Below are 17,057 nucleotides of genomic sequence, written 5' to 3' on the forward strand. Positions count from 1 at the left end.
CAATTTTTTATCATAATAAGTTATAGCGTTAAGACTTCCATGCGGAGCATCTATGACTTATATAGCTTATTCGAATTTTCAGGGTAAATACATGCGTAGTCTTTATTGTGGTGAGGTTAATGAATCTCATGTGGGTCAGGAAATCACACTTTGTGGTTGGGTTAATCGTCGTCGTGACTTAGGTGCGGTAATTTTCTTAGATTTACGAGATCGTGAAGGTATTGTACAAGTTGTTTATGATCCAGACTTTCCTGATGTGCTCGAAAAAGCCAATACTTTGCGTAATGAATTTTGTGTGCAAGTAAAAGGTAAAGTGCGCGCTCGTCCTGATGGCCAAGTAAATAAAGATATGGCGACGGGTGCTATAGAAGTTTTAGGCTTAGAGCTTACTATTCTAAATAAGTCTGCTCCTTTACCTTTAGATTCAAATCAAAAAAACTCTGAAGAATTACGATTAAAATACCGTTACCTTGATTTACGTCGTCCAGAAATGACCGAGCGTATGCGTTTTCGCGCTAAAGTAACTTCAGCGGTACGTTCATCGCTTGAGTCACAAGGTTTCTTGGATATTGAAACGCCAATTCTAACAGCCGCTACACCTGAAGGTGCACGTGATTACTTAGTACCAAGTCGCACGCACAAAGGCCAGTTTTTTGCTTTGCCGCAGTCACCACAATTATTTAAACAATTGTTGATGATGTCAGGTATGGAACGTTACTATCAGATCGTTAAGTGTTTCCGTGATGAAGACTTACGTGCTGACCGCCAACCAGAATTTACTCAAATTGATATTGAAACCTCATTTATGAGTTCAGATCAAGTGATGGAAGTTACTGAAACTATGATCCGTGGCTTATTCCAAGAGCTACTTAACGTAGACTTAGGTGAGTTTCCACGTATGGCTTATTCTGAAGCAATGACTCGCTTTGGTTCTGATAAGCCAGATTTACGTAACCCACTTGAAATTGTTGATGTTGCTGACATATTAAAAGATGTTGAATTTAAAGTGTTTTCAGGCCCCGCTAACGATGAAAAAGGTCGAGTTGCGGTTATCTGTGTACCAGGCGGTGCAGCTAAATTTTCTCGTAAAGGTATTGACGAATTAACTAAATTTGTCGGTATTTATGGCGCGAAAGGTATGCCTTGGTTGAAAGTGAACGACCGTGATGCAGGTCTTGAAGGTTTGCAATCACCTATCTTAAAATTCTTAACTGAAGAAGCGGTTAATACCTTATTAGATCGCACGAATGCTAAAACCGGCGACATTATTTTCTTTGGCTCAGACACTTATAACGTAGTGACTGAATCATTAGGTGCACTGCGCCTTAAAATTGGTGAAGACCTTGAATTATTAGAAGGTGAGTGGAAACCATTGTGGGTTGTTGATTTCCCAATGTTTGAAGAAGCAGATGGACACATGCATGCTATTCATCATCCGTTTACCGCTCCGACTAACTTAACGGCGGCTGAATTAGAAGCTAACCCAGTAGGCGCGTTATCTGATGCTTACGACATGGTACTTAATGGCTGTGAATTAGGCGGTGGCTCTGTACGAATTCATAATCAAGATATGCAAGCAGCCGTATTCCGTATTTTGGGTATTAGTGATGAAGAAGCACAAGAGAAATTTGGTTTCTTACTCGAAGCATTACAATATGGCGCGCCTCCTCATGCAGGTTTAGCGTTTGGTTTAGACCGGTTAGTGATGTTGATGACAGGTGCAAGTTCAATTCGTGATGTTATGGCATTCCCGAAAACAACGACCGCTGCTTGTCCTTTAACTAATGCGCCAGGCCATGCAAACCCTGCACAGCTGAAAGAATTAGGCATTGCTTGTTTAGAAAAAGAAACTGATACTGACGAAAAAGCAGAATAACTTTCGTTTCAGAATTTTTAATATTGATTGAACACTTAATATTAAAAACAGTTAAAACGCACGAATGAATGCTACTTAGGCTTTATTCGTGCGTTTTTTTTCAATTGCTCTTAAATAATTATTAAAGGTACTTTGTAGTGAGTATTATTTTAGGCATAGATCCTGGTTCACGTTTAACGGGCTACGGTGTTATTAAACAGCAGGGTCGAAATTTCATTTATTTAGGCAGCGGCTGCATTAAAGCAACGGCTGCAGGTGAAGATTTAGGCATGCGTTTGCAAACCATTTTTGCTGGCGTGAGTGAGATTATCTTACAATTTCAGCCGGACATGTTTGCTATTGAACAAGTGTTTATGGCGAAAAATCCTGACTCAGCGTTAAAGCTAGGGCAAGCCCGAGGCGCAGCAATTGTTGCGGCCACTAATAATGGTTTAACAATAGCAGAATACTCGGCCAGACAAATTAAGCAATCAGTTGTGGGTACCGGCGCGGCAGATAAAACGCAAGTGCAGCATATGGTAAAAACTATTTTGAAATTACCAGGCACGCCACAAGCAGATGCGGCAGATGCATTAGCCGTCGCACTTTGTCATGCGCATAGCCATGATTCGATCAGTAAATTATCAGGCCAAGCCAGTAAAACCGTGCGAGGACGGTTACGTTAGAGGTTAATTGCCTTTACCTTGTTGAAAATTCCACCTTGATTCAAATAATTCATGGCTTAAACTTTACTGTATAAATATCTAGTGGTATGGTGACCTCATATATCATATCAAGTAAAAAGGTTAAGCCGTGATTGGACGTTTACGTGGCATATTAATAGAAAAAATGGCTCCCGAAATTTTAATCGAGTGTCATGGAGTTGGCTATGAAGTAACCATGCCAATGACCAGCATTTATGCGCTAGGCGAAGTTAACCAAGAAGCAACCTTATATACCCATTTTGTTGTTCGTGAAGATGCACAACTACTCTATGGTTTCGCTAATAAAGTGGAACGAAGACTGTTTCGCTTATTGATCAAAGTTAATGGTGTTGGACCAAAACTAGGCTTAGCTATTTTATCCGGCATGTCTGCCGATCAATTTGTCAGTTGTGTCATCCATGACGACTTAACCACGATTGTGAAAATTCCGGGTGTTGGCAAGAAAACAGCAGAGCGTTTGTTGATTGAAATGCGTGACAGATTAAAAGATTGGCAAACTGACAGTAGTGATGCACTCGTTCGTATGATGCCTACAGATGTTAACCAAGCCAATGCGTTTGTTAGCGATAACCGAGGTGATGCTATTAACGCTCTAGTGTCTTTAGGGTATAGTCAACAACAAGCAGATAAAGCGGTGAAGTCAGTATTTGAAGCTGATAAAAGTAGCGAAGACTTGATCCGCAATGCTTTAAAAGCGATGTTATAGATTAAGCTAATTCAAATTAAGCTAAACTAATTTAAGTCATATGACGGTAATTTATTTGTAAATAGTACCGTTTAGCGTGTAAAGCCGTAATTTTCCAAAGAGTAATACATGATAGAAGCAGATCGATTAATTGAACCAATAGCTAGCCGTGAAGATGAAACGGTTGACCGAGCTATTCGGCCAAAAATGCTGTCAGATTATACTGGGCAGGAACATGTAAAGTCTCAAATGAATATTTTCATAGCTGCTGCATTGAAAAGACAAGAGCCGCTGGATCATTTATTAATATTTGGCCCGCCAGGTTTAGGTAAAACGACTTTAGCCAACATAGTGGCTAATGAAATGGGTGTAAGCATTCGTACAACCTCAGGACCTGTGTTGGAAAAAGCTGGCGACTTAGCGGCATTACTGACGAACCTTGAAGAAAATGACGTTTTGTTTATTGATGAAATTCATCGCTTAAGTCCGGTAGTAGAAGAGATTCTCTATCCTGCTATGGAAGACTATCAGCTAGATATTATGATAGGTGAGGGGCCTGCAGCACGCTCCATAAAGCTTGATTTACCCGCCTTTACTTTAATTGGCGCAACTACTCGCGCTGGATCGCTAACATCACCACTTCGCGATCGATTTGGCATAGTTCAACGGTTAGAATTTTATAACACGCAAGAGTTAACTGAAATTGTGATGCGTTCAGCCCATTTTTTAAATTTAGAAATTGCTCAAGCGGGGGCATTTGAAGTAGCAAGGCGCTCCCGTGGTACACCACGTATTGCTAATCGACTATTACGACGAGTCAGAGATTACGCTGACGTGAAAACCGACGGTATTGTCAGTAAAGCAACGGCTGCTAGTGCTTTAGATATGCTAGAAGTCGATAATGAAGGTTTCGATTTAATGGACCGTAAATTACTTGAAGCGATAATTAATAAATTCGGCGGTGGTCCCGTTGGCCTAGATAATGTTGCCGCTGCCATTGGTGAAGAACGTGAAACGATTGAAGATGTAATTGAGCCTTTTTTAATCCAGCAAGGCTTTCTACAGCGAACACCGCGGGGGCGAATTGCCACTAGTCGAGCTTATCTACATTTTGGCCTAGACTTTCCAAGCTAACGACTTAGCTTGTTTTTTACAAAGGCACCTTCGGGTGCTTTTTTACGTTTAATAGAGTGCCAGTATTAGGCTAAACACGTTGTTTTATGTGCCTGGCAAAAGCTATATATAACTTATATCAGGTCATTATGAATATATTTTGATATTTTAGGCAAAAAAAAGCCCACATAAAATATGTGGGCCAACTTAGAATGTAAGTTGTAAGAAGGAAATGGGGTTCCTATAAAATATCAGAGAGAAAGGCAACAACACCTATTCAAAACATTTATGGGCTACATGAATATTTGTCAGCGAAACAAAATTCGTGCGCTAGTCCAGAAAACAACGCTATTCTAGTCCGATGAGCCAATCAAATCAAACGAAAATATTTTATCTTAATCATTAGAAAAACTAATGCGAAATGTTTTGTCATAACCCCGTAGTTAGCCGCTTAATGGTATTGCTAATATAGTCTTATGAGTGAAAGTATTCTAATAGATGAAAGTTAATTCAACTTAATGCTGAAATAGTGAGAAAGAATGTGTCTTAGCCCTTGTCGGGTGTGAGCTTTATCTATTAAGATAAGCACTTGAAATTTTATATTAAGTTAAATCGAATAAATTAAATGTCATTAAGCAATTACCAACACAAGGTTCGCGTTTATTATGAAGATACCGATGCCGGAGGTATCGTCTATTATGCTAACTATTTAAAGTTTTTTGAACGCGCCCGTACAGAGTGGCTGCGGGAACTTGGTATTAATCAATCAATATTTTTAGAACAAAACATCGGCTTTGTGGTCACAAAGGTTGCGATGGACAACAAAGCATCTGCCAAACTCGATGATTTGTTAATAATAACCAGTTCAATAAGCCGATTGAAGTCTGCTAGTTTGATATTTTCACAGCAGATTGTGAATCAAAATCAGTTAACATTATGTACGGCTGAAATTAAAGTCGCTTGTGTTAATTTATCTATCGCTAAACCTTGTAGTATCCCAAACAGCATATTAGGAGCATTAAAACGTGTCAGCTGAGATTTCATTTTTTGACTTATTTTTAGACGCCAGTTTATTAGTTCAACTGGTCATGTTGACGTTATTAGGTTTTTCAATTGCCTGTTGGACCATGATTTTTCAACGCCGTAAAGTGTTGATGGCCGCACGGGTACAATTACAAAGCTTTGAAGATAAGTTTTGGAGTGGTGCTGATTTAAGTAAGCTCTACAGCGAAGTTTCTGCAAAAGAGCACATAGACGGTATTGAAAACCTTTTTGTTTCAGGCTTTCGTGAATTTGCCCGTCTGCGTAAATCTCATGCTTACGCACCGCAAGTGATTGTTGACGGCACACATCGGGCAATGCGCGTTGCGCTGTCACGAGAGGTTGATAGTTTAGAAACCCACTTACCCTTTATGGCCACTGTTGGCTCAATAAGTCCATATATTGGTCTGTTTGGCACGGTGTGGGGCATCATGAATTCATTTATCGCCTTAGGTGCAGTTGAGCAAGCAACGCTTGCCATGGTTGCGCCGGGTATTGCCGAGGCATTAATCGCAACGGCCATGGGCTTGTTTGCTGCTATTCCTGCGGTAATGGCATTTAACCGTTTTAGTCACAATGTTGAAAAACTTGAAAATAGTTACGGTAACTTTATGGAAGAGTTTTCAAGTATTTTACAAAGACAAACAGCGACAGAACAACACGGCTAAGGTAGATATTAACTATGTATAATCGAGTTAGACGCCGCAAGGTTGCTGAGATAAATGTCGTGCCCTATATTGACGTAATGTTAGTGTTGCTGATTATTTTTATGGTAACAGCACCCCTAATAACACAAGGCGTTAAAGTAGACTTGCCGCAAGCTGATTCTGAACCGCTAAGTAAAGATATGAAACCCCCATTAGTTGCATCAGTCGATGCAAAGGGCAATTATTATTTGGCGGTCGGTATCAGTAAAAATGAACCTATGTCGGCACAAGAAGTTGCCGCCCTGGTGAAAGAACATTTAAAATCTGCACCCGATACACCTGTTGTTGTTAATGGCGATGGCGCTGTTTCATATGATGCAGTTATTCAATTAATGGTGTTATTACAAAAAGTGGCAGGTGTGCCATCAGTTGGTTTAATGACTGATAGCCCGGAGAGTAAGTAGTGTCACCGAAGTTATCGTCGCCACTCGCGTTAAGTTTTGGTATCCACATTGTGCTGGCTGTGGTGTTGTTATGGGGCGACTTTTCAACGCCACCAAAACCAACACCAAGTGCTTTACCAATGGAGCCTATTCAAGCGGTCGTTATTGAAAAAAGTAAAGTGGATGCGCAAATTAATAAAATCAAAAAGCAGATGGCTGATGAAGCCCAAAAGCTTAAAGATATTGAAAATAGTATTGCGGCGGCTAAAGAGAAACGAAGAAAAGAAGAGCAGCGCATCAAAAACCTTGAGCGTGAGCGTAAGCAAAAAGCACAAGATAAAAAAGCTGCTGACATTGCGGCTAAAAAAGCCAAGGCTAAAGCAAATGCTGCAGAGAAACTACGTAAACAAAAAGAACTTGAAAATAAGCAAGCAGATGAAGCGGCAGCTAAAGCTAAACGTATAAAAGAAGAACAGGCAGCTAAAAAAGCGGAAGATTTACGTAAAAAGAAAGTGGCAGAGCGTAAACGTCAAGCAGAAGAAGATCGAGAACGTGCAGCTTCGCAAAAGTTATTAGAGCAACAAATGGCTGAAGAAATGGCATCTCGTCAACAAGCTAGACGCCAACAGATGATGACTGAAATTGGACGATTCACCGCGTTAATCACACAAACTATAAAACGTAATTTGATTACTGATCGTAGTACGATGGAAGGTAAATCTTGTAAATTAACGATAAGTCTAGCACCATCAGGGTTTGTAACTAACGTCGTTACAGGTCAAGGTGACAGAAGAGTTTGTGAAGCAGCTAAAACAGCGGTATATAAGGCCGGTACTTTACCTGTGTCTAAAGACCCTGAAATATTTCGTGAAATGAGAACAATTAGTTTAACAGTAGCACCTGACAAATTTAATTAAGTTTTGTATAAATTAGGAAAACAATCAACTCTATGAAAAACGTAACTTTATTTTTACTATTCTTTGTTTCAATGTTTTCAAAACAAGCGTTGGCAACTTTAGAAATTGTTATCACCGAAGGTGTTGATAGCGCACGTCCAATTGCAGTAGTACCTTTTAAATGGGCAGGCACTGGTGTAATGCCAGAGCGTTTATCTCAAGTGATCAGTGATGACTTACTTCGTAGTGGTAAATTTAGCCCAATTAAACAATCACGTTATCCCCAAACGCCTTACGACGCTAGCGAGATCGATTACACCGCATGGGCGAGTGAGGGCGTTGAAGCCGTTGTTATTGGTGAAGTAAGTGAAACGTCGATAGGGCGTTATCAAATCAAATATCAGCTCGTTGACGTTATTCGTGGCCAAGTGACCGGTGGTGAAACACAAATGTTGAGTAATGGTGAGTTAGTTCGCAGCTCTGATCATATTCTTGATGAAAGTACTGTTGAAGTAGGGGCTGACCAATTTCGCCGTTACGCTCATCGTATCAGTGATGCTGTTTATGAAAAGCTTACGGGTACACGCGGCGCATTTTTAACAAAAATAGCTTATGTTATTGTTCGTGACCAAGGTGAATATCCTTATCAATTAGTTGTTGCTGACTATGATGGATTTAACGAACATGTTTTATTAAGCTCAAGAGAGCCCTTAATGTCACCCGCGTGGCATCCAAGTGGCAATCAGTTAGCTTATGTAACATTTGAAAATAGACAAGCTCAAATTCATGTTATTGATATTTACTCTGGGCAACGTAACTTAATAAGCTCATTTGATGGCATAAATAGTGCGCCTAAATGGTCACCAAATGGTCAGCAACTAGCTATGGTGCTATCGAAAGATGGTAACCCTGAGCTTTATGTGATGAATGTCGCAACAAAAAAATTACGACGAGTCACTCGTCATCGCGCAATTGATACTGAACCAAGTTGGACGCCAGATGGTAATTCATTGATATTTAGTTCAGAACGAGGTGGAAAAGCACAGTTATATCGCGTAAGTTTAGTCGATGGTAAAGTCAGAAGGTTAACTTTTGATGGTGAAATGAACCTTGGTGGATCATTAACACCTGATGGCCGTCAATTAGTGATGGTAAATCGCACACGCGGGAAGTATCATCTAGCAAAGCAAGATTTTGATTCAGGGATTTTCCAAGTGTTAACTTCAACACGCTTAGATGAATCCCCAAGCATTTCACCTAACGGTGGAATGATTATTTATAGTACTTTACATAATAATCGTCAGGTACTAAGTTTAGTTTCCGTAGATGGAAGGTTTAAGGCAAGATTGCCAGCACTCAATGGCGAAGTGAAGTCACCTTCATGGTCACCATTTTTATAATAATTATTAGTAACTTACTTTATATATAATAAGGACACATAAAATGCGCTTTAATAAAACAGTAAAGGCCTTAGCGGTTGTTTTACCAATCATGGCTCTATCAGCCTGTAGTTCGTCTGATTCAGCTAGTGAAGACGCTAGTGCGATGCAAAAAAACCAAGCTGCTATGGCAGAGCAACAAGCTCGTGATGATGCAGAACGTGTAAAAGTAGAAGCCATGCAACGTGCTGACGCTATTGAAGCTAAAAAACGTCAAGAAATTGAAAAGCTACGTTCAGAACATATCGTTTATTTTGATTTTGATAAATCATCAGTAAGTGGTGACTTTGCCGCTATTCTTGATGCACATGCGAAGTTTCTTAACGAAAACTCAAATGTGAATGTGTTAATTGAAGGTCATGCCGATGAACGTGGTACACCTGAATATAACATTGCACTTGGCGAGCGTCGTGCAAAAGCTATCGAAACGTTTTTAGAAAATATGGGCGTTTCAGCTTCACAACTTAGTACTGTGAGCTACGGTGAAGAAAAACCAATGATTAAAGATCGTAGCGAAGGTGCGTTTGCTAAAAACCGTCGTGCAGTTTTGGTCTACTAATCAGGTAATTTAATGAAACCCAATAGTATTCTATTCGGGATGTCGTTTGCTGTTGCTGCCAATTTGGCAGTAGCAGCAGAACCTGCTCCTGTTATTGAAGTTACCGCAGGCACGCTTTCAAATGGTGCCCAATCAAGCTTAAGTGAACAGCTCGTTAGTCTTGAACGTAAACTTGATGCTCGTAACCGTGCACAAGTAAACGTGCAACGACAACTTGACGAGTTGCAAAATGAAGTCAATGAACTTCGTGGCATCACTGAATTACACACTTATCAATTGAGCCAAGTGCTTGACCGTCAACGCGAGTTGTATCAAGAGCTTGATCGCAGAGTATCAGAAGCATTAAAACCAGCGAATCAAACATCCGCGACAATTATTGCTCCAACAGATAGCGCAGGTAAGGTAAATTACAGTAATAACTTAACTGAAAATGAAGCCTATGATCGTGCTGTGAATATGGTGCTTAAAGATAAGCGTTACGATCAAGCTATTCCTGAGTTTGAGGCATTCAATAAAAGATACCCTAATTCTAGTTATTCAGCTAATGCCCATTATTGGTTAGGACAGCTATTATTTAATAAAGGTGAATTAACGAAAGCACGTCAAGAATTTGATGTCGTGGTGAGTGATTACCCTGATTCTAGCAAACGTAGTGACGCAATGTTGAAGCTTGCTATGGTTGAACAAAAAGAAAATAACCAAAATAAAGCTATTGCGGTATATAAGAAACTCATCGCTGAGTATCCTAATTCAAGTGCTGCTAAATTAGCGCAACCAAGATTAAATAGTATAAAACCATAATTACTGCTGATAACTTGTACGCATTGACGACTTTTTGTTCGAACAAACAATAAAGTTTAAAAAAGCGGAAGATTGTTGTTGCACTTAAAAATATTATGAGTATTATATGCCCCGCGTTGACCGAGTAGGGCAACGCAAAACAAATACCGGTCGTTAGCTCAGTTGGTAGAGCAGTTGGCTTTTAACCAATTTGTCGAAGGTTCAAATCCTTCACGACCGACCACTTTTACCAAAGAGTGTTTGGGTATTTGTTTTTGAAGTATATATCGGTCGTTAGCTCAGTTGGTAGAGCAGTTGGCTTTTAACCAATTTGTCGAAGGTTCAAATCCTTCACGACCGACCACTTCTTCTTAGCCTTTTATGTTAAGAGTCAGTGGCATTGAAATAGCGTATCGTTATTTCATTCTAAAAAATTAAAAGTAGTTTATCGGTCGTTAGCTCAGTTGGTAGAGCAGTTGGCTTTTAACCAATTTGTCGAAGGTTCAAATCCTTCACGACCGACCACTTTTAAATTTTCATTAAACTCCACATAGATACTTCTTAATATTATTTAATTAACTTAATAAGTTATTCTCTTCTTTTATTTATATTTTATATCCCAAATACTCATTCACACACATTCTTATACCAAATGTAATAAGTTATTGACCAATTTTAAGCTTGGATAAATTGTTCAAGAATACATGTTTATTGTTCCAGACTAAACATAAGTACCTGCATATATGGACCCACTCCGTTTGCAAGACATTTAATCGTTATGTAAGAGAAAATCATTGCTCTCATATATCCGGCCTGTTTATGAAGGATTTTTACCTTCTGGCCCCGATGGTTTTTTGCGCTCACACTCCTCATCATCCCTCCGGCTTTTTTATTAGCCAATGCAGGTACCAGGTTTTGTGCAAGCCAGTCTGACTATCTTACCATCCGATTAATTTATCTTTTGCAACTGAAGTAAAAGGGTTTTACTGTTATCTCATCACTGAAACCAATCTAACTTGCTTCAGTTTTGAGCTTTATTTATATAGCCGGGCGATAACTTTCCCCCTTCGCCATTATTACCCAAGCCATTCTTGCTATTTTATTCGCCACAGCAACGCATGCTTTGTTGTGTCCTCGTCGGGATTTTAACGCTTGTGCCCACAAACTAAATCGGTCAGTTTTGTTTTCACTGTGCCTTAATACTGCCCGGGCCCCGTGGATGTATAGTGTTCTTAAATAACTATTACCGCGTTTACTTATACCGAGTAAGGTGGCCTTTCCACCCGTTGAATGCTGCCCAGGAACAAGCCCAAGCCATGCCGAAAAATGTCGACCATTTACAAAGTCTTTTCCATCTCCTGCAGCTGCATAAGTAGCGCTAGCTGTGATTGCTCCAATACCTAATATTTCATCTAAGCGAACACATATTTCATTTTCTTTATTCATCGTGTTTAAGCGAACTTCACACGCTTTAAACTTCACTTCTGTGACTTGAAATTCAAGCCATAACTCATTAAATATCTCCCGACTTAAATACGTTAACTCATTTGTCGCATCCTCTAAAATATCCGGCAGTTCATTGTGAATTGCAGAAATACCTTTATTGATGACAATGCCATATTCTCCTAACAAGCCTCGTATCTGACTTGCTAATGCTTTACGTTCTTTCTTTATGCGTTCACGTTGTCGATGGAAGTTTTGAATATCTTGTTGTTCTATCGATTTAATTGGCACAAACCTCATGGTCGGGCGTTGCGCTGCCTCTGCAATACCTTCGGCATCGTTATAATCATTTTTATTGCCTTTAACGAAGGGTTTTACATATTGAGGCGCAATAAGTTTTACTTGGTGCCCCAATTCAATAAATTTTCTAGCCCAGTAGTTCGCACTGCCACAAGCTTCCATTACAATTAGGCAAGGCTCTAATGTTGCCATGAAACTCAACACTTGTTTTCTTCTTAATTGTTTCTTTTTTACAAATCGCCCATTTTTATTCACAGCGAACATGTGAAAAATTGATTTTGCAATGTCTAAACCGATTGTAGTAATCTTCATGTTGATCCACTCCGCTTTTATAAATGATTGTTATCACTTTCATTTTGGCCCTAAAGAGGCCGGAAATAAAGTTGGAGTGGGTCCATACCATTATCCCTGCAGGCAAGGCGTTTGATTGAGTAATAGCTGGCTATTGGGATTGAAAACAACGCAGTTATTGACGATTTAAACCGCCTTAAAATGATCGATTATTTATTTCAATTGGTATTAGTACACTTTTATTCTTCTATACCTTATAATTCTCACGTTTTTTAAGGCACTCATTGAGAATATATATGACCCAAGCAAATTTAGCCGTTGATTTTGACTTTCAATTTCCGAAAAAGCCTGCACCATTAAGTGATGTAGAACGTGAAGAATATAAAGCACGCATCAAAATTCTATTGAAAGAAAAAAACGCTGTGCTTGTTGCACATTATTATACTGATCCTGAAATTCAAGCTCTGGCCGAAGAAACGGGTGGTTGTGTTGCCGACTCACTAGAAATGGCGAGATTTGGTAATAACCATCCAGCTGACACGCTAATTGTAGCGGGTGTTCGCTTCATGGGAGAGACAGCAAAAGTGCTTACTCCCGAAAAAACAGTGGTTATGCCAACATTAGAAGCGACATGCTCACTAGATTTAGGCTGTCCAATCGAAGAGTTTAATGCTTTTTGTGATCAACACCCAGACAGAACCGTCGTTGTATATGCAAATACGTCTACCGCTGTCAAAGCGCGCGCTGATTGGATAGTAACCTCATCTTGTGCTTTAGAAATTGTCGAGCATCTTGATAGCTTGGGTGAAAAAATTATCTGGGGTCCTGACCGTCACTTAGGCGCATACATTGAAAAGCAAACTGGTGCTGACATGTTAATGTGGCAAGGTGCTTGTATTGTTCATGATGAGTTTAAAACTAAAGCGCTAATGGATATGAAGACACTTCATCCTGACGCGGCTGTGCTTGTCCATCCTGAATCACCGGCGGAAATAATCGACCTTGCTGACTCTGTAGGTTCAACAAGCCAATTAATTAAAGCGGCTCAAGCACTACCAAACAAAAAATTCATTGTGGCTACAGATCGCGGTATTTTTTATAAAATGCAGCAACTATGTCCCGACAAAGAGTTCTTTGAAGCACCAACGGCAGGTGAGGGCGCAACTTGTAAAAGTTGTGCACACTGTCCTTGGATGGCAATGAATGGTTTAAAAGAAATTGAAGAAGCATTATTAAACCCACAAGGTCGTGAAGTTTTTGTTGATATGAAATTGCGCACAGGCGCACTTAAGTCACTTGATCGCATGCTTAACTTTAATTTGGAAATGAACCAAAATAAGTAAATTTAAAATAAGCTGCTTGTTAAATAAGCAACCACTTTAACTTTATTTGAATTAGGTTGCGTTATGAAGATTATTTTCCTAACATAGCGCAGCTCAGTACATGGAGCTCAGTACATGGAGCTCAGTACATGGAGCTCAGTATATAGTAGAAAATACGGTGAGGTGTCCGATTGGCCGCCAAAGTTGCAATGACACGCCCCGCGTGCTAATCGGCTTAAAACCAAACCGTGTTGGAAGCACGTTAACAATTCAAGTTTTATAATGGTGAGGTGTCCGAGTGGCCGAAGGAGCACGCCTGGAAAGTGTGTAAGGCGCAAGCCTTCGAGGGTTCGAATCCCTCCCTCACCGCCATAGGAAATGCAATTCGTATATTGCCAAAAAAAGCCGCTAGTTATCTAGCGGCTTTTTTTGTGTCTAGAATTTACATTTAACTGACCAAAATATCGCTTGTATCATTTATAAGTATGTAATGTTTTGCGTACTATTACTGTAATGCTCTTATACAGTGATGTACTTATTGAAATGTACTAGCCAATAACGAAGCGTTTAATGAAGTAAAAGCCAATTATAATAAATATAAGCAATACCAAATGGCGTATAAACTCTTTTGTTAAGGAAAACTGCTCAAATACTTAAGTTAATTTAATCGTATGAGAGCAATATATAGGTAAAGTTGAGGTATTTACTTTAGTGAAAGTCTTTATTGCTACGCCTTTTATTGTGATTTTATGCTGTTCCTGATGCATATTTGCTCACGTTGTGTAATTAAAAAGCAAACAAACACTTTTTTGAAATTAAATGCACTTTAGGTGTTGACGTGAGGCGAGAAATCTCTAAAATGCGCTCCAGTTCCAAGGGGTAACCCCAACGGGCTGTTTTAATAAGTTATCTAACGCGGTTTAGGCCAAATTGGTTAACGTAATGTTTTAAAGTAGGGTTTTGAATCTTCTGAAAAGAAAGTTTAAAAAAACGAAATAAAACGTTGACATTAAAACTGAGTTGCGTAGAATGCGCATCTCGCTTCAGGCAAGGCCTGCAGCAACGAAGCAAAGCGAATGAGATTTTGTTTCGGTTAGTTTTTTACTTCGAGTTTAAACTAACGTTCTTTAACAATTAGTTATCATGCAATTTGTGTGGACACTCACATTAATGTTGATTTTACATAGTTATCTTCGGATAACAAAAAAAACAGCTTAATATGATGTCACACAAAAAATAAGTATCATTTAGGTCTTCGGATTTAAATAATACGTTTTATGTAGTTTTTATCTTCTTTAGTCGGATAGATAGAAACACGACAGAATTCATTGAGCAGATGTCTTTTCTTGGTTCACTTCGGTGAGTTAAGGTGAGCATCACAAACGATTTTTAATTGAAGAGTTTGATCATGGCTCAGATTGAACGCTGGCGGCAGGCTTAACACATGCAAGTCGAGCGGTAACAGAGATAGCTTGCTATCTGCTGACGAGCGGCGGACGGGTGAGTAATGCTTGGGAATATGCCTTTGAGTGGGGGACAACAGTTGGAAACGACTGCTAATACCGCATAACGTCTACGGACCAAAGGGGGGGACGCTTCGGCACCTCTCGCTCATTGATTAGCCCAAGTGAGATTAGCTAGTTGGTAAGGTAATGGCTTACCAAGGCGACGATCTCTAGCTGGTTTGAGAGGATGATCAGCCACACTGGGACTGAGACACGGCCCAGACTCCTACGGGAGGCAGCAGTGGGGAATATTGCACAATGGGCGAAAGCCTGATGCAGCCATGCCGCGTGTGTGAAGAAGGCCTTCGGGTTGTAAAGCACTTTCAGCGAGGAGGAAAGGTTAGTAGTTAATAACTGCTAGCTGTGACGTTACTCGCAGAAGAAGCACCGGCTAACTTCGTGCCAGCAGCCGCGGTAATACGAGGGGTGCAAGCGTTAATCGGAATTACTGGGCGTAAAGCGTGCGTAGGTGGTTTGTTAAGCAAGATGTGAAAGCCCTGGGCTCAACCTGGGAACTGCATTTTGAACTGGCAAGCTAGAGTTTTGTAGAGGGTAGTGGAATTTCCAGTGTAGCGGTGAAATGCGTAGAGATTGGAAGGAACATCAGTGGCGAAGGCGGCTACCTGGACAAAGACTGACACTGAGGCACGAAAGCGTGGGGAGCAAACAGGATTAGATACCCTGGTAGTCCACGCCGTAAACGATGTCAACTAGCCGTCTGTAGACTTGATCTGTGGGTGGCGTAGCTAACGCGCTAAGTTGACCGCCTGGGGAGTACGGCCGCAAGGTTAAAACTCAAATGAATTGACGGGGGCCCGCACAAGCGGTGGAGCATGTGGTTTAATTCGATGCAACGCGAAGAACCTTACCATCCCTTGACATCCAGAGAAGAGACTAGAGATAGACTTGTGCCTTCGGGAACTCTGTGACAGGTGCTGCATGGCTGTCGTCAGCTCGTGTTGTGAAATGTTGGGTTAAGTCCCGCAACGAGCGCAACCCCTATCCTTATTTGCCAGCGAGTTATGTCGGGAACTCTAAGGAGACTGCCGGTGATAAACCGGAGGAAGGTGGGGACGACGTCAAGTCATCATGGCCCTTACGGGATGGGCTACACACGTGCTACAATGGCAAGTACAGAGGGCAGCAATACCGCGAGGTGGAGCGAATCCCACAAAGCTTGTCGTAGTCCGGATTGGAGTCTGCAACTCGACTCCATGAAGTCGGAATCGCTAGTAATCGTAGATCAGAATGCTACGGTGAATACGTTCCCGGGCCTTGTACACACCGCCCGTCACACCATGGGAGTGGGTTGCAAAAGAAGTGGCTAGTTTAACCCTTCGGGGAGGACGGTCACCACTTTGTGATTCATGACTGGGGTGAAGTCGTAACAAGGTAACCCTAGGGGAACCTGGGGTTGGATCACCTCCTTATCTTGAAGTAAAACAGCTTAATGAGAATTCTCTTTCGAGAGTGTTCTACGAGTGTCTACACAAATTACATGATAACGAATTAGAAGAAGTCCAAACATCTAAGCTTCGGACAACAATTCTTGAAAGAGAAATAGGTCTGTAGCTCAGCTGGTTAGAGCGCACCCCTGATAAGGGTGAGGTCGGCAGTTCAAGTCTGCCCAGACCTACCAATTTACGATTTTTACGGCGTTGGAAAGATACTCGTGTAGAAAAGCCTACACTTCGCATCCTTCCGCCTTGTAAAACACGTAAATCTGAGTTTGTTTTAGCTAGATGTTTCCCATTGCGGGGCTATAGCTCAGCTGGGAGAGCGCCTGCCTTGCACGCAGGAGGTCAGCAGTTCGATCCTGCTTAGCTCCACCACTTCTTCTCTAAAGAAAGAGACCAAACTTAAACTATCAAAAGTTGATGAGTTAAGTTTGGTTTTTTAAACCACGATTTATGCCGAATGCGCGCATTTATTGAGTTCTTTAACAATCTGGAAAGCTGATATAAATACCGGTATTTATATGATGAACACGGTGTCGCGCTGTTGTTCATAAAT

At 40.6% G+C, this 17,057-nt stretch carries 13 protein-coding genes, 6 tRNA genes and 1 rRNA gene; 19 read left to right on the plus strand and 1 reads right to left on the minus strand.

Annotated elements, in window-relative coordinates; all coding sequences use genetic code 11:
• The first annotated feature begins 91 nt into the window (after positions 1-91).
• From aspS to A3Q33_RS13710, 14 genes are all read left to right on the plus strand, one after another.
• Positions 92-1,876, plus strand: a complete 1,785-nt coding sequence (gene aspS / locus A3Q33_RS13645) for an aspartate--tRNA ligase (RefSeq protein WP_081182607.1) — start codon at positions 92-94, stop codon at positions 1,874-1,876.
• A 137-nt stretch (positions 1,877-2,013) separates the two neighbouring features.
• A complete protein-coding gene (gene ruvC, locus A3Q33_RS13650) occupies positions 2,014-2,541 on the plus strand; it encodes a crossover junction endodeoxyribonuclease RuvC (protein ID WP_081180430.1) in 528 nt (175 codons plus the stop codon).
• A 127-nt stretch (positions 2,542-2,668) separates the two neighbouring features.
• A complete protein-coding gene (gene ruvA / locus A3Q33_RS13655; RefSeq protein WP_081152299.1) occupies positions 2,669-3,286 on the plus strand; it encodes a Holliday junction branch migration protein RuvA in 618 nt (205 codons plus the stop codon).
• Positions 3,287-3,394: 108 nt separating this feature from the next.
• Positions 3,395-4,399 (plus strand): Holliday junction branch migration DNA helicase RuvB, encoded by a 1,005-nt coding sequence (ruvB, locus tag A3Q33_RS13660; protein ID WP_081152300.1) that lies wholly within the window; start codon positions 3,395-3,397, stop codon positions 4,397-4,399.
• Between the two features lie 604 nt (positions 4,400-5,003).
• On the plus strand, positions 5,004-5,414 hold the full coding sequence (gene ybgC / locus A3Q33_RS13665) for a tol-pal system-associated acyl-CoA thioesterase (RefSeq protein WP_081180431.1): 411 nt from the start codon (positions 5,004-5,006) through the stop codon (positions 5,412-5,414).
• Complete coding sequence (gene tolQ / locus A3Q33_RS13670) at positions 5,404-6,087, plus strand: protein TolQ (RefSeq protein ID WP_081180432.1); 684 nt, start codon at positions 5,404-5,406, stop codon at positions 6,085-6,087. The genes ybgC and tolQ overlap by 11 nt, the downstream gene beginning before the upstream one ends.
• Before the next feature lie 14 nt (positions 6,088-6,101).
• Complete coding sequence (tolR, locus tag A3Q33_RS13675) at positions 6,102-6,530, plus strand: protein TolR (protein ID WP_081152305.1); 429 nt, start codon at positions 6,102-6,104, stop codon at positions 6,528-6,530.
• On the plus strand, positions 6,530-7,426 hold the full coding sequence (gene tolA / locus A3Q33_RS13680) for a cell envelope integrity protein TolA (protein WP_081180433.1): 897 nt from the start codon (positions 6,530-6,532) through the stop codon (positions 7,424-7,426). The genes tolR and tolA overlap by 1 nt, the downstream gene beginning before the upstream one ends.
• Positions 7,427-7,458: 32 nt before the next feature.
• Positions 7,459-8,805 carry a Tol-Pal system beta propeller repeat protein TolB gene (tolB, locus tag A3Q33_RS13685; RefSeq protein WP_081180434.1) on the plus strand — a complete coding sequence of 449 codons (1,347 nt, stop codon included), beginning with the start codon at positions 7,459-7,461 and terminating at the stop codon, positions 8,803-8,805.
• A gap of 43 nt (positions 8,806-8,848) precedes the next feature.
• Complete coding sequence (gene pal / locus A3Q33_RS13690; protein ID WP_081180435.1) at positions 8,849-9,403, plus strand: peptidoglycan-associated lipoprotein Pal; 555 nt, start codon at positions 8,849-8,851, stop codon at positions 9,401-9,403.
• Between the two features lie 12 nt (positions 9,404-9,415).
• Positions 9,416-10,204: a tol-pal system protein YbgF gene (gene ybgF / locus A3Q33_RS13695; protein ID WP_081180436.1), complete on the plus strand. Its 789-nt coding sequence runs from the start codon at positions 9,416-9,418 to the stop codon at positions 10,202-10,204.
• Between the two features lie 147 nt (positions 10,205-10,351).
• Positions 10,352-10,427 (plus strand) — tRNA-Lys (locus A3Q33_RS13700).
• Between the two features lie 44 nt (positions 10,428-10,471).
• A tRNA-Lys gene (locus A3Q33_RS13705) sits at positions 10,472-10,547 on the plus strand.
• Positions 10,548-10,632: 85 nt separating this feature from the next.
• Positions 10,633-10,708 (plus strand) — tRNA-Lys (locus A3Q33_RS13710).
• Between the two features lie 513 nt (positions 10,709-11,221).
• On the opposite strand, the gene A3Q33_RS13720 is transcribed toward A3Q33_RS13710, so the two are convergent.
• Positions 11,222-12,238 carry an IS110 family RNA-guided transposase gene (locus tag A3Q33_RS13720; RefSeq protein WP_081178562.1) on the minus strand — a complete coding sequence of 339 codons (1,017 nt, stop codon included), beginning with the start codon at positions 12,236-12,238 and terminating at the stop codon, positions 11,222-11,224.
• 275 nt (positions 12,239-12,513) lie between these two features.
• Here A3Q33_RS13720 and nadA point away from each other — a divergent pair, with 275 nt between their 5' ends.
• From nadA to A3Q33_RS13745, 5 genes are all read left to right on the plus strand, one after another.
• The gene (gene nadA / locus A3Q33_RS13725) at positions 12,514-13,560 is read left to right on the plus strand and encodes a quinolinate synthase NadA (protein ID WP_081180437.1); all 1,047 of its coding nucleotides are present in this window, start codon (positions 12,514-12,516) and stop codon (positions 13,558-13,560) included.
• A 263-nt stretch (positions 13,561-13,823) separates the two neighbouring features.
• Positions 13,824-13,911: transfer RNA gene (locus A3Q33_RS13730), tRNA-Ser, on the plus strand.
• 1,018 nt (positions 13,912-14,929) lie between these two features.
• Positions 14,930-16,474 (plus strand): 16S ribosomal RNA (locus tag A3Q33_RS13735).
• 132 nt (positions 16,475-16,606) lie between these two features.
• A tRNA-Ile gene (locus A3Q33_RS13740) sits at positions 16,607-16,683 on the plus strand.
• A gap of 117 nt (positions 16,684-16,800) precedes the next feature.
• Positions 16,801-16,876, plus strand: a tRNA-Ala gene (locus A3Q33_RS13745).
• Positions 16,877-17,057: the final 181 nt, after the last annotated feature.

This window comes from Colwellia sp. PAMC 21821, from assembly GCF_002077175.1.
Classification (GTDB): Bacteria; Pseudomonadota; Gammaproteobacteria; order Enterobacterales; family Alteromonadaceae; genus Cognaticolwellia.

Coding starts and splice junctions, on each gene's coding strand:
- A3Q33_RS13720 (WP_081178562.1), bottom strand. CDS start 12,238: ATGAAGATTACTACAATCGGTTTAGACATTGCAAAATCAATTTTTCAC.
- tolR (WP_081152305.1), top strand. CDS start 6,102: ATGTATAATCGAGTTAGACGCCGCAAGGTTGCTGAGATAAATGTCGTG.
- tolB (WP_081180434.1), top strand. CDS start 7,459: ATGAAAAACGTAACTTTATTTTTACTATTCTTTGTTTCAATGTTTTCA.
- ruvB (WP_081152300.1), top strand. CDS start 3,395: ATGATAGAAGCAGATCGATTAATTGAACCAATAGCTAGCCGTGAAGAT.
- ybgC (WP_081180431.1), top strand. CDS start 5,004: ATGTCATTAAGCAATTACCAACACAAGGTTCGCGTTTATTATGAAGAT.
- aspS (WP_081182607.1), top strand. CDS start 92: ATGCGTAGTCTTTATTGTGGTGAGGTTAATGAATCTCATGTGGGTCAG.
- ybgF (WP_081180436.1), top strand. CDS start 9,416: ATGAAACCCAATAGTATTCTATTCGGGATGTCGTTTGCTGTTGCTGCC.
- pal (WP_081180435.1), top strand. CDS start 8,849: ATGCGCTTTAATAAAACAGTAAAGGCCTTAGCGGTTGTTTTACCAATC.
- nadA (WP_081180437.1), top strand. CDS start 12,514: ATGACCCAAGCAAATTTAGCCGTTGATTTTGACTTTCAATTTCCGAAA.